General features: G+C 73.0%; 9 protein-coding genes. 4 read left to right on the top strand and 5 right to left on the bottom strand.

Annotated elements, in window-relative coordinates:
- Window positions 1-108: 108 nt before the first annotated feature.
- Window positions 109-1,353, top strand: coding sequence for a sensor histidine kinase (locus ACIRRH_RS29775; protein ID WP_403073545.1), 1,245 nt, complete (start codon window positions 109-111; stop codon window positions 1,351-1,353).
- The gene (locus ACIRRH_RS29770; RefSeq protein ID WP_403073543.1) at window positions 1,350-2,051 is read left to right on the top strand and encodes a response regulator; all 702 of its coding nucleotides are present in this window, start codon (window positions 1,350-1,352) and stop codon (window positions 2,049-2,051) included. The genes ACIRRH_RS29775 and ACIRRH_RS29770 overlap by 4 nt, the downstream gene beginning before the upstream one ends.
- 60 nt (window positions 2,052-2,111) lie before the next feature.
- Here the strand turns inward: ACIRRH_RS29770 and katG are convergent, their stop codons facing one another.
- Window positions 2,112-4,328 (bottom strand): catalase/peroxidase HPI, encoded by a 2,217-nt coding sequence (katG, locus tag ACIRRH_RS29765; protein ID WP_403073541.1) that lies wholly within the window; start codon window positions 4,326-4,328, stop codon window positions 2,112-2,114.
- Between the two features lie 290 nt (window positions 4,329-4,618).
- On the opposite strand from katG, the gene ACIRRH_RS29760 reads away from it, so the two are divergent.
- Both ACIRRH_RS29760 and ACIRRH_RS29755 read left to right on the top strand, forming a co-directional pair.
- Window positions 4,619-5,032, top strand: coding sequence for a Fur family transcriptional regulator (locus ACIRRH_RS29760; protein WP_224276918.1), 414 nt, complete (start codon window positions 4,619-4,621; stop codon window positions 5,030-5,032).
- Window positions 5,033-5,217: 185 nt separating this feature from the next.
- Window positions 5,218-6,342, top strand: a complete 1,125-nt coding sequence (locus ACIRRH_RS29755; protein ID WP_403073539.1) for a PP2C family protein-serine/threonine phosphatase — start codon at window positions 5,218-5,220, stop codon at window positions 6,340-6,342.
- A gap of 81 nt (window positions 6,343-6,423) precedes the next feature.
- On the opposite strand, the gene ACIRRH_RS29750 is transcribed toward ACIRRH_RS29755, so the two are convergent.
- The 4 genes from ACIRRH_RS29750 to ACIRRH_RS29735 all read right to left on the bottom strand — a co-directional run bounded on the left by ACIRRH_RS29750 (window position 6,424) and on the right by ACIRRH_RS29735 (window position 13,118).
- Window positions 6,424-7,527 (bottom strand): substrate-binding domain-containing protein, encoded by a 1,104-nt coding sequence (locus tag ACIRRH_RS29750; protein ID WP_403073537.1) that lies wholly within the window; start codon window positions 7,525-7,527, stop codon window positions 6,424-6,426.
- Between the two features lie 41 nt (window positions 7,528-7,568).
- Window positions 7,569-8,633: an ABC transporter permease gene (locus ACIRRH_RS29745; RefSeq protein ID WP_403073535.1), complete on the bottom strand. Its 1,065-nt coding sequence runs from the start codon at window positions 8,631-8,633 to the stop codon at window positions 7,569-7,571.
- Entirely contained in the window at window positions 8,630-10,192 is a 1,563-nt protein-coding gene (locus tag ACIRRH_RS29740; RefSeq protein WP_403073533.1) for a sugar ABC transporter ATP-binding protein, read from the bottom strand. The genes ACIRRH_RS29745 and ACIRRH_RS29740 overlap by 4 nt, the downstream gene beginning before the upstream one ends.
- A 79-nt stretch (window positions 10,193-10,271) precedes the next feature.
- Window positions 10,272-13,118 carry a SpoIIE family protein phosphatase gene (locus ACIRRH_RS29735; protein ID WP_403073531.1) on the bottom strand — a complete coding sequence of 949 codons (2,847 nt, stop codon included), beginning with the start codon at window positions 13,116-13,118 and terminating at the stop codon, window positions 10,272-10,274.
- Window positions 13,119-13,136 lie beyond the last annotated feature (18 nt).

Raw genomic sequence — 13,136 nt, 5'->3', positions numbered from 1 at the left:
CGGGCGGACGGCCGCCGACGTCATCCTTCCGATGTAGTCGCCGGGTGTACCGGCTGCCCGCCACCCGCGGGGCTGTCCCGAGGGGCTCCCGACCCCCACAATGTCCCGGTGATCAACCATCCGACGGTGCACCGGCTGCGCGCGGCAGCGGCAAGGCTGAGCGGCAGCCCGGGCGCGGCTCCCCCGCCCCGGCCGACCCGGCGCGGCCGGGCCTTCGACGTGGCCCTCGCACTCTTCCTCGCCCTCACCAGTGGGCGCTACGCCACCATCGCGGGCGGCCCGCACGAGACGACCCTGCCCTGGCTGCTGCTGGCGGTGCCGCTCGTTCCGCTGCCACTGGTGCTGCGCCGCCGCTTCCCCCTGGCGGTGCTGTGGACGGTGCTGCCGGGCGCTCTGCTGGTCCGGCACCAGTCACAGGACATCGCGTACTCGGCGGGCGTGGCGGTGATGGTCGCCGCGTACAGCGCGGCCGCTTACGGGCGCCGCGGGACGGCCCTGCTGCTGAGCCTGCCGGCCGCGACCGTCGCGCTCGTGGTGCTCTTCGCCGCGGCCAAGCTGCCGCACTTCCCCAACGGGGTGATCGCCGTCCTGGTCATGGTGCCGGTGTTCGCGGTCGCCTACGAACTGCGGATGTGGCGCCGCCGGGTGGACGAGGGGCGCGAACGGCTCTCCGTCCTGGAGCGCGAGCAGCTGGCCGCGCTGCAGCGCGCGGTCGAGCTGGAACGGGCGCGCATCGCCCGGGAGTTGCACGATGTCGTCACCCACAACGTGAGCATGATGACGATCCAGGCCGGGGCCGCCCGCAAGATCCTGGACACCGCCCCGGACAAGGCCCGTACGGCGATGGCCGCGGTGGAGTCCGGCGGCCGCGCGGCGATGACCGAACTTCGCCACGTGATGGGCCTGTTGACCATCGACTCGGAGACCGGCGACGCCCCGGCCGCCGAGGCCGACCTCAGTCCGCAGCCGGGCCTCGGCCGTCTGGACGCGCTGGTCCAGGGCGTCCGTCAGGCCGGGCTGCCGGTCGAACTGAGCGTCCGCGGCGAGCGCCGGCCCGTCCCGCCCGGGGTCGAGCTGGCCGCCTACCGGGTCGTCCAGGAGGCGCTCACCAACACCGTCAAGCACGCGGGCGGCGCGGACGCCGCGGTCACCGTCGAGTACGCCCCCGGGCAGCTGCGGGTGGAGGTCACCGACACCGGTGGCCGCCCCACCGGCGCCGCCGCGACCGGCAACGGACGCGGCCTGCTCGGCCTGCGCGAACGCCTCGCCGTCTACGGCGGCACCCTGCACACCGGCCCCCGGCCGCGCGGCGGTTACCGCGTCACGGCCCTGATCCCCCTGGAGAGTTCATGAGCGAGCAGCCGCTGCGGGTGGTGGTCGCCGACGACCAGGCCCTGGTCCGCACCGGGTTCCGGCTGATCCTGGAGTCGGAGGGCATCGAGGTGGTGGCGGAGGCCGAGGACGGCGAGCAGGCCGTCGCCGCCGTCCGGCGCAGCAGGCCGGACGTGGTGCTGATGGACATCCGGATGCCCGGCCTGGACGGGCTGGAGGCCGCCCGCCGGATCCTGGCGGACCGCGTGCAGGAGCCGCCGCGGATCATCATGCTGACCACCTTCGACCTCGACCACTACGTCTACGCGGCGATGGCCGCCGGCGCCAGCGGCTTCCTGCTGAAGGACGTCACCCCGGAGCACCTGGCCGCCGCCGTCCGGCTGGTCCGCACCGGGGACGCGCTGCTCGCCCCCGCGATCACCCGTCGGCTGGTCGAGCGCTTCGCCCGCCCGGACGATCCGGCCGCCGCCGTCGCCCCGCACCGGGAGCTGGGCACCCTCACCCCGCGCGAGCTGGAGGTGATGGCACTGCTCGCCCGCGGCCTCAGCAACGCCGAACTCGCCGCCCGGCTGCGGCTGTCCGAGGCGACGGTGAAGACGCACGTGGCCCGGATCCTCGGCAAGCTGGGCCTGCGGGACCGGGCCCAGGTGGTGGTCGCGGCGTACGAGACCGGGCTGGTCAGCGTCGGGTCGGTAGCCGACCCGGCCGCGGGCCGGTGACACGCGGCGGGAGCCCTGGGGCCGGCCCCGGGCTCCCGCCGCGTCATCCGCGGGTGCGGATCAGACGAGGTCGAAGCGGTCCGCGTTCATGACCTTGACCCAGGCCGCGACGAAGTCCTCGACGAACCTCTCCTTGGCGTCGTCGCTCGCGTACACCTCGGCGACGGCCCGCAGTTCGGCGTTCGAGCCGAAGACCAGGTCGGCGCGGGTGCCGGTCCACCGGACCCGGCCCGAGTCGTCCCGGCCCTCGAAGGTGTGCTCGTCCTCCGAGGTGGCCTTCCAACTGGTGTCCAGGTCCAGCAGGTTGACGAAGTAGTCGTTCGTCAGCACGCCCGGGGCCTCGGTGAGCACCCCGTGCGTGGACCCGCCGTGGTTGGCGCCCAGCACGCGCAGGCCGCCGACCAGCACGGTCAGTTCGGGCGCGCTGAGGCCCAGCAGGTTGGCCTTGTCGAGCAGCAGGTACTCGGCCGGCAGCCGGTTGCCCTTGCCGACCCAGTTGCGGAAGCCGTCCGCCTTGGGCTCCATCGCGGCGAAGGACTCGGTGTCGGTCAGCTCCTGCGGCGCGTCCACCCGGCCGGGCGCGAACGGCACCTCGACGGCCACCCCGGCCGCCTTGGCGGCCTGCTCGATGCCGACGCCGCCGGCCAGCACCACCAGGTCCGCGATCGAGACCTGCTTGTCGCCCGCCTGTGCGTTGAACTCCTGCTGCACGCCTTCCAGGGCGCGCAGCACGGAGGCCAGCCGGTCGGGCTCGTTGACCTCCCAGCCGGCCTGCGGCTGGAGCCGGATGCGGCCGCCGTTGGCGCCGCCGCGCTTGTCGCTGGAACGGTAGGAGGAGGCGGCCGCCCAGGCGGTGGAGACCAGCTCGGACACCGGCACGCCGGTGGCGGCGATCCGCCGCTTGAGGTCGGCGACGTCGGCCGCGCCGATCTGCTGGTACGTGACCGCAGGCAGCGGGTCCTGCCAGAGCAGGTGCTCGCCGGGGACCTCGGGGCCGAGGTAGCGGACCACCGGGCCCATGTCACGGTGGGTCAGCTTGTACCAGGCGCGGGCGAAGGCGTCGGCGAACTCCTCCGGGTTCTCCAGGAAGCGCCGGGAGATCGGCTCGTAGACCGGGTCGAAGCGCAGCGACAGGTCGGTGGTGAGCATGATCGGCACGTGCCGCTTGCCCGCGTCGTGCGCGTCCGGCACGGTGCCCTCGCCGGCGCCGTCCTTGGGCTTGTACTGCCACGCGCCGGCCGGGCTCTTGGTGAGCTCCCACTCGTAGCCGAACAGCGTCTCGAAGAAGCTGTTGTCCCAGGTGATCGGGGTGGGCGTCCAGGTGCCCTCCAGACCGCTGGTGATCGCGTCGCCGCCGACGCCGGTGCCGAAGGCGCTCCTCCAGCCGAGGCCCTGCTGTTCGATCGGGGCGTCCTCGGGGGCCGGGCCGACGTTGTCGGCCGGGCCGGCGCCGTGGGTCTTGCCGAAGGTGTGGCCGCCGGCGATCAGCGCGACGGTCTCCTCGTCGTTCATCGCCATCCGGTAGAAGGTCTCGCGGATGTCGCGGGCGGCGGCGATCGGGTCCGGGTTGCCGTTGGGGCCCTCGGGGTTGACGTAGATCAGGCCCATCTGGACGGCGGCCAGCGGGTTCTCCAGCTCGCGGTCGCCGGTGTAGCGCTCGTCGCCGAGCCAGGTGGTCTCGGGGCCCCAGTAGACGTCCTCGTCCGGCTCCCATTCGTCGACCCGGCCGCCGCCGAAGCCGAAGGTCCGGAAGCCCATGCCCTCCAGGGCCACGTTGCCGGACAGGATGATCAGGTCGGCCCAGGACAGGGCGCGCCCGTACTTCTTCTTCACCGGCCACAGCAGGCGGCGGGCCTTGTCCAGGCTGGCGTTGTCGGGCCAGCTGTTCAGCGGGGCGAAGCGCTGCTGGCCGCCGCCGGCGCCGCCGCGGCCGTCGCTGATCCGGTAGGTGCCGGCGCTGTGCCAGGCCATCCGGATGATGAAGGGGCCGTAGTAGCCGAAGTCGGCCGGCCACCATTCCTTCGAGGTCGAGAGGACCTCCTGGATGTCCCGCTTGACGGCCGGGAGGTCGAGGGCCCTGAAGGCCGCGGCGTAGTCGAAATCCGCACCGAGCGGATTGGCGACGGCCGGGTTCTTCGCAAGGATCTTGAGATTGAGCCGTTCCGGCCACCACTGGCGGTTTCCGCCGCCCTGGGTGGGGTGCGGCGCACGCCCGTGGTTCACCGGGCAGCCCTCCGCCTTCGCCTCTACGCCGGTTGCATCGTGGATGTCAGACATGGGAATCCTTCCCTCACAAGGCGGATCACGGTGTCTTCTTCTGCTACCTACGGCACCTACTGCTGCTGTCTGGTCCTAGCGCGCCACGTGTTGCCATTGCTCGCCGCTGCGTACGGCAGCGACGGGAGTCACGTGCTGCTGCTACCCAGGCTAGCGCCGGAGCCGATCCTACGATGGACGGAATCCAAGTCAAGAAAGACACCAAGGCCATATCCGATCGGGATCCGGAGGACGCCGGAGGCGAATTGGTAAACTCCGATCCTCCCCTTGACCTGAATAGGTGAACCGATATGAGTGACCTGCTGGAGCGGCTGCGCGGGCGCGGCTGGCGCCTCACGTCCCAGCGGCGTGTCGTGGCCGAGGTCCTGGACGGCGAGCACGTGCACCTGACCGCCGACGAGGTGCACGCCCGGGCGGCCGAGCGCCTTCCGGAGATCTCCCGGGCGACGGTCTACAACACCCTCGGCGAACTGGTCACCCTGGGCGAGGTGGTCGAGGTGTCCACCGACGGGCGCGCCAAGCGTTACGACCCGAATGCGCACCGCCCGCACCAGCACCTGATCTGCACCGGCTGCGGCGCCATTCGCGACGTCCACCCGCAGGGCAACCCGCTCGCCGACCTCCCGGCCGAGCAGCGCTTCGGGTTCGCCGTGTCGCAGGCGGAGGTCACCTACCGGGGGCTGTGCCCGGACTGCACGGGCTGATCGCGTCGCGGGCTCGACTCCGTCGGCGGGCGGCAGTGGCTGGTATGCCGTGATGATTGACGTATGTGGGTACAGGCGGATCACGGACCGGATGACGCCCGCCACCGGAGCGTGCGGTGAGGCTCCCGGGCCGTGGCGGGGCCGCCCGGCCCCGTGCGACGGAGCCGGGCGGGACGGAGCCGCGGGTGCCCGCCCCGCCGGCATGGATACGCTGGCTGCCGGCCATCTACGTCGCGGTCATCCTCGCGCTGGAACCGATCACTCCCGTGCAGTGGCCGGTGAGCTTTCTGCTCATCGCCCTGCCCGTCGTCGCCGCCTACGCCCACGGTCCCGCCTTCGTCGCCGCCATCACGGTCTTCGCCGTGATCTTCGAAGGCATCCTGGCGGGCACTCCGTGCTGTGCGGGCCGCGCCGTGGGCTATCTGTGGGACCGCCACTACGTGGCCACCTACTTCTCCACGGCACTGGTCGGGGTGCTGGGCGCCCTTCTGGCCGCCCACCGAACGCGCCGGGAGCGCACCCTGGCCACCGTGCGCTCGGTGGCCGAGACGGCGCAGCGCGTGCTGCTGCGTCCGGTCCCCCACCTCCTGGGCCGCATCAGCATCGAAACCTTGTACCTGTCGGCAGCTGCGGAGGCCCGGATCGGCGGCGACCTCTTCGAGGCGATGAGCACCGCGCACGGTGTGCGCCTGCTGATAGGCGACGTCCGGGGCAAGGGCCTGCTCGCGGTGGAGACGGCCGCGGCGATGCTGGCCGCCTTCCGCGAGGCCGCCTACGACGAGCCCGATCTGCCCGCGATAGCGCGCAGACTGGAGAGGAGCATGAGCCGCCGAGCCGCCCAGCTCCCCGGCAGCGAGGAACGCTTCATCACCACCGTGCTCGCCGAGATTCCCGGCGACGAGCCCGTGGTCCGCATCGTCAACTGCGGTCACCCCCCGCCCCTGCTCATCGACCAGGGCCGGGTCAGCGAACTGGCCCCGCGTGATCCGTCTCCGCCTCTCAACCTCGGTGTGCTGCTCGGCGGCGACTACCACGTCGACGTGGAGCCGTTCCGCCCGGGCGACCAACTGCTGCTGTACACCGACGGCGTGACCGAGACCCGCGACCGCACCGGAGCCTTCTACCCGCTCACCCAGCGTGTCCGCGGATGGACCGCCCTGCCGCCACGCGAGCTCTTGAACCGCCTGCACCGGGACCTGATCGCGTACAGCGACGCCGCCCTCGACGACGACATCGCCGTGCTCGTCGCGCAACGGCTCCCCGACGGGGAGGAGCCGGCCCACACACCGGGCCCGCCCGGGGCGAGTTGAAGGGCAGGCCCGGCGGCAGCCCCTCACCGACGACCGCACTGACGCGCAATGATCACATGGGCTCCGTCGGCACCGCCCTCGCTACCTGCCCCAGATCGTCCGGTACGCCTGGCGGTAGCCCGACGGGTCCCAGGAGGTTGCTCCGCCGCTGTTGGCGGCCGTGGTGATGTGGACCGGGCCGACGTAGCCGCTGGCGGGCTGGTGGGAGAAGGCACGGTTGAACTCGTCGACGATCTGCCAGCCCTGCTCGGTGAGGGGCTCGGGGACGGTGGCGGCCTGGAACTGCCTGCTGTCGATGCGCTGGAAGGCCGAGGGGTCGCCGTCGCCCGCGCCGATGTTGTACGGGGCGCCGCTGCCGGGCCGGCCGGCCGCGCGCAGGGCGGGCGCGGCATCGGCGAAGTACAGGTCGTTGATGGCGACGGAGTGCGTCCACCGGCCCTGGAAGCGGGCGAGGAGGGCGGAGACCTCCTGGGGGGTGCGGACGGTTGCGTCCGGGATGGGGATGTTCTCGGAGGCCAGAAGGCTCACGCCGGGGCAGGTGGCGAGTTCGCCCTTGATCAGTTGGGACTTGTTCTTGGCGAACGGGATCGAGTCGTCGGTGAAGACGACGACTCCGGCGTTGCCGTTGGACTCCGCGATGACCCAGTCCGCGCTGAGCCGCGCGACGTCCCCGACGCTGGTGGTGATGTTGCTGAAGAGCGGGGGGTTCGTGCTCGGCCCGGGGGCCTCGACCGCGTGCCAGCCGATGAGCGGGATGTGTGCCGTGTCGGCCTGCGCGACCTGTTGCGAGGTCAGGCCCGGGTCGAAGCCACCGATGACGATGCCCGAGGGCTGGAGGTTCACCGCCTGGCCGAGCGCCGCCTGGATGCCGGCGGGCGTGCCCTGTCCGTCGATCACCCGCACGCTCCAGCCGATGACCGTCGCGGCTTCGATGACGCCCCTGGCGACGCCCGCCACACCGGGGTTGGTCATGGTCTGGGCGACGTAGACGATGGTCCTGCCGGGAACCGCCCCGGGGCCGCTGGTGGGGCCGTTCCACGGGGCGTCGGCCTGCTCGGCCTGCTGGACGTCCGCCTTCGCCCGGGCGAGGGTGGCCGGGCAGCCGGCCCCCGACGGCCCTGCGACAGGGGCCCCGGTCCCGGTCGACACGCCGCGCTCGCATCCGTCCAGGGCGCTGCCTGCCATGACCAGCACGACTGCCGCCAGCACAGTCGCGGCACGGCGCTTCACGGCGTGTCCCGGGAGGAGGCCACGTCCGTCGACGGCGGCGTGAGCGAACCACGGGTCTCGGCGCCACCGGCGCGCAGCCGGCGGCGTGCGGAGTAGCCGGCCAGGCCGACGGCGAGGAGCAGTGTCGCGCCGTTGAACAGCGGCACGGCCCAGAAGTCGGCGCCGAGCTGGCCGATACCGGCCAGGCCGATGGCGAGGACGGCGACGGCGACCACGGTGCCCAGGCTGTTGGCGCGTCCGGGTTTGATGGCGGTGGAGCCGAGCAGCGCGCCGACGAACGCGGGCAACAGGTACTCCAGGCCGACGCTCGGGTTGCCGATCTGCTGCTGCGCGGCGAGCAGGACCCCCGCGAAACCGACGACCAGGCCCGATCCGGCGAAGGCGTAGACACTGTAGCGGCGGGTGGGGATTCCGACGAGTTCGGCGGCGCGCGGGTTGGAGCCGATGACGTACAGGTACCGGCCGAGCGGCAGCCGCTCCTGTAGCAGCCACAGGACGGCCGCGAGCGCGAGCACGTAGGAGGCGGACACCGGCAGTCCGAGGAACGTGGAGTCGTAGAGGTCGGTGAAGGCGACCGGCAGACCGCCTGTGCCGGGCAGGACCCGGGCGCCACCCGTGATCCAGCCGGTGAAGGCGTACAGGATGCTGCCGGTGCCGAGTGTGGCGATGAAGGAGTCGATCCGCCCGAACTCGACGATGACACCGTTGAGGGCCCCGAAGGCCGCTCCGCCCAGGATCACGGCCAGGCAGGCGAGCGGCCAGGGCCAGTTGCCGTCGACGATGAGCCGCAGCACCGCGACGTGCGCGAGGCCGAGGCCGTAGCCGATGGACAGGTCGAACTTGCCGGTGGCGACGGGGATCGTCGCACCGAGCGCGAGGATGGCGGGGATCGACTGGTTGGACAGGATCGAGGAGACGTTGTCGAGGGTGGGGAAGGTGTTCGGCAGCGCGACGGAGAAGATCAGGAACAGCAGGACGGCGAGGGCCGGCAGGCCGTAGCTGCCGACCAGGTGCCCGTGCCGGCGGCCGTGCGGGGATCGGCGGAAGGACGGCACGGTCATCGGCCTGTCGCACGCCCGTTGCCGTCACCGTCGGTGACGGGAGGCATGGCCGAGGCGGCTGAGGTGAGTTCGGTGACGGTGAGGGCCGCACCGGTCAGCTCGGCGGTCACCGTCCCGCGGACGAACACCAGGGCACGGTGGCACACGGTGGCGACCTCCTCGAAGTCGGTGGAGACGAGCAGGACCGCGAGGCCGTCGGCGAGCGCCTGGCCGAGCAGGCGGTAGAGCTCGGCCTTGGCGCCGACGTCGACGCCGGCGGTCGGCTCTTCGAGGATCAACAGCCGCCTGTGCACCCGGAGCCAGCGGCCGACCATGATCTTCTGCTGGTTCCCGCCGGACAGCGTGGCGATCGGCGCCTCGCTGTCGCGGGGGTGCACCGAGAACCGCTCGATCAGGGCGGCGGCCTGGGCCCGCTCGCGCCGGGGGCTGATCCAGTGCAGCGCCGACCGGCTGCCCGCCCGGGGGTTTGCCAGAAAGTTCTCACGCACCGTCAGTTCCTCGGCGCAGCCCTCCTCCTGACGGTTGCCGGTGACCAGGCCGACGCCGGAGTCGACGGCACCGGCCACCGTGTGCGGGGCGTACGGTCGGCCGTCGAGCAGGGCCCGCCCGCCGAGGATCGGACGGGATCCGGCGAGGGCGCGGCCCAGGTCGAGGTGGCCGGCGCCGGTGAGGCCCACCATGCCGAGGATCTCGCCGGCGCGCAGCTTGAGGCTGACGGGCCCGGCGTTCGTGGTCCGCACCGCGTCGAGGCTCAGCACCACCGGGCCCTCGGCGGGGGCGACCGGGGCGGCCCGGTGGCTGACCGGTTCGCGGCCCACGATGTCGTGGACCAGGCGCCGGCGGCTGTGGCCGGCGAGCGGGCCGGAGCTGATCAGACGGCCGTCGCGCAGGACGGCGAAGGTGTCGGCGACCTGGTAGACCTCGTCGAGCCGGTGGGTGACGTAGACGATGCCGTGCCCTCGGTCGCGCAGGGTGCGCAGCACGGTGAAGAGCCGGGCGCAGTCCGCGGCGGGGAGGCTGGCGGTCGGCTCGTCCAGGACGAGGAGCTCCGCCCGCGTCGCCAGCGCGCGGGCGATGGCGACCAGCGAGCGCTCGGCGGCGGCGAGGTCGGCGATTCGCGCGTCGGCGTCGAGGTGCCCGGCGATCAGGGCGAGGGCGTCGGCGCAGCGCTCCCGGGTCCGCCGCCAGGAGATCAGCCCGTGACGGCGCGGGTAGCCGGTGATCAGGGCGATGTTCTCGGCGACCGTCATCCACTCGACGAGACCGAGGTCCTGGTGGATGAAGGCCATGCGGCGGGCGGCGGCCTCGGTGCCGAGCGGGTGCCCGGCCACCGTCACCTCGCCCTGGTCCGCGTGGTGGATCCCGGCGAGTGTCCGGATGAGGGTGGACTTGCCGGCGCCGTTCGGGCCGAGCAGGGCCAGGACGCTGCCGCGATGGACGTCGAGGTCGATCCCGGCCAGCGCGGGAATGCCGCCGAACCGCTTGCCGAGACCGCGGATGCGGACGAGCGGGCCGCGGCGCGCGGGTGGGCCCGCCGGGGGGTCGGGGGTGTCGTGCATGGACCACCGTTCCTACCAGCTCGGCCCGGCCGCCGTGGTGGTGACACGCCACGGCGGCCGTTGATGCCGGGAGGGCTGGTCATTCGATCTCGGGAATGTCGGCGAACTGGTTCTCGAAGAAGTGGCTCTCGAAGAGGTCAGGGATGCCGTCGGACGCCTCCAGGGCGCATTCGGCCCAGATGACCTTGCCCCTGGCCGTGTAGCGGGTGCCCCAGGCCTGGGTGAGCTGGGCGACGAGGAACAGGCCGCGGCCGCCCTCGTCGGTGGTGGCCGCGTGGCGCAGGTGGGGGGCGGTGCTGCTGCCGTCGGAGACCTCGCAGATCAGGGCGCGGTCGTGGATCAGACGGATCCGGATGGGCTCGGTGCCGTACCGGATGGCGTTGGTGACCAGCTCGCTGAGCAGCAGTTCGGTGACGAAGGCGACCTCGTCCAGCCCCCAGTCGCCCAGGCGGCGGGCGGCGGCGGCGCGGATGTCGGCGACGCGGGCCGGGTCGGCGGGCAGGTCCCAGGTGGCGATCCGGCCGGGGTCGAGGGCGTGGGTGCGGGCGACGAGCAGCGTGACGTCGTCGGCCGGGTGCTCGGGCACCACGGCCTCCATGACCGTGCGACAGGTGTCCTCGGGTGAGCGGTTCGGGCGGGCCAGGGCGGTGCGCAGACGGTCGAGGGCCGCGTCGGGGTCGCGGCGGTGGTCTTCGAGGAGTCCGTCGGAGTAGAGGACCAGCTGGCTGCCTTCGGGCAGGTGCAGCTCGGCGGTTTCGAACGGCAGGCCGCCCAGGCCGAGCGGGGGCCCGGCGGGGAGGTCGGGGAGGGTGACGGTGCCGTCCGGGTGGACCACGGCGGGTGGCGGGTGACCGGCGCGGGCCAGCGTGCAGCGCTGCGAGGTCGGGTCGTAGACGGCGTACAGGCAGGACGCGCCGACGATGCCGTCATTGCCGGCGGCGGGCTCCGCGCCGTCCTCGTCCCGGTCCAGGCGCCCCACGAGGTTGTCCAGGTGGGTGAGCAGCTCGTCGGGGGCGAGGTCCAGTTCGGCGAAGTTGTGCACGGCGGTGCGCAGGCGGCCCATGGTGGCGGCGGCGTGCAGCCCGTGGCCGACCACATCGCCGACGACCAGGGCGACCCGGGCACCGGAGAGGGGGATGACGTCGAACCAGTCCCCGCGCACCCCGGACTCGGCGGGCAGATAGCGGTGGGCGACCTCGATGGCGCTCTGCTCGGGCAGGCTGCGCGGGAGCAGGCTGCGCTGCAGGGCCAGGACCATGGCGTGTTCGCGGGTGTAGCGGCGGGCGTTGTCGATGCAGATGGCGGCGCGGGTGGCCAGCTCCTGGGCCAGCGAGCGGTCGTCGTCCCCGTAGCGGGCGGGGTTCCGGGCGCGGTAGAAGGCGGCGATGCCCAGCACGACGCCGCGGGCCAGCAGCGGGACGGCGATGAGGGAGTGGATGTGGTGCTCGAAGAGGCGCTCGGCCGCCTCGGGGTCCTGCGAGATCCAGCCGGCGGCCTGGCTCAGGTCGGGTTCCAGCACCGCCTGCCCGCCGGCCAGGCAGCGGCGGTGGGGCGTGGTGGGGCTGAGGTCGACCCGGTCGCCGACCTGGTAGAAGGGGCGGGCGGCGCCGATGCCGTGGACCACCGTGCGGTGCAGCTCGCTGCCGGGATCGGTGGGCTCCTCACCGCGCAGGACGCTCTCGGGCAGGTCGATGGTGACGTAGTCGGCCAGCCGCGGAACGGCCATCTCGGCGAGTTCCCGGGCGGTGCGGGTCACGTTCAGGGTGGTGCCGATGCGGGTGCTGGCCTCGGACAGCAGCTCCAGGCGGCGGCGGGCCGCGACGGCGTACTGTCCCACGCCCGGCTCGCCCAGCAGCAGCAGCCTGGTGGCTGCGCCGCGCGTGGGGGCGGACGGCGCCCCGGCCCCTTGATCCGTCGCCGCCACGGAGAGCGGTGGGACGGCGGTGGTCGTGGCGGGCGCCGGGAGGCCGACCGGCCGACCGGCCTGGTCGGGGGTGACGAGCCGGGGCAGCGAGTCGCCGTACAGGACCGCCTCGATGACGTAGCCCTCCACCCCGGACGGGCTGACCACCGGACGGCTCAGCAGGGTGGCCCGCCGCCCCTGGGAGAGGGTCACCTCGACCGCGGTGCGGCGGGCCGAGGAGATCAGCTCGGTGGCCATCTGTTCGAGCAGTATCCGGTCGTGCCGGTCCAGTCCGCTTCGGGGCAGCTCGTCCAGACCGACCAGGCGCCCTTCCCCGGCCGCCTGGTCGCTCTGGGCGCGACGCCTGGAGTCGAGGTACGCGCGCAGCAGGGTGCGCTCTCGCGCCGAGCTCTGCGCCAGCAGGCGCCGCTCGATGGCGGTGGCGGCCTTGCGGATCAGGTCCTCCATCTGCGGGTCCGCGTAGGCGGGCGGATAGGCGAAGCAGAGGACACCCTCGATCCGTCCGCTCAGGGGGTCGCGGACGGGAATCGCCGTACAGGCGTTCGACTGGCCGCGCTCGGAGAAGTGCTCGGCGCCGGAGACCTGGATGAGCCGCCGTTCCGTGAGCGCCAGTCCGATGCCGTTGGTCCCGCCGTACTGCTCGGCGAACACGAAGCCCGGGACGCTCTGGATCGCGGGCAGCTGCCTGACCATGGACGCTTCGCCGAAACGGCGCTCCAACACCGCCCCGTCCGCGTCGGCCAGGGCCACGTTCATCCGGCTGCCGGCGAACCTGGATGCCAGCCGGTCCAGCACGGGCCGGGCCGCGCGGACCAGCCGGCCGTCCAGATCGATGTCCGGCCGGTACGGGAGCTCGGACCCGTCCGGGGAGATCCCCAACGACTGGCAGCGCTGCCACGAGTCCAGGATCAGGTTCCGCACGCCGCCCTCGACCGGTTCACCGAGCATGAACCGCTCGCGGGCCCGCACGGGGCCGATCCCTGCCTCATCCGAAGCCGTCATGACCGCCCACAGCGCTCA

The sequence above is a fragment of the Kitasatospora sp. NPDC101235 genome (genome assembly GCF_044767505.1).
Classification (GTDB): Bacteria; Actinomycetota; Actinomycetes; order Streptomycetales; family Streptomycetaceae; genus Kitasatospora.
This window is presented reverse-complemented; position numbering and strand designations above follow the sequence as displayed.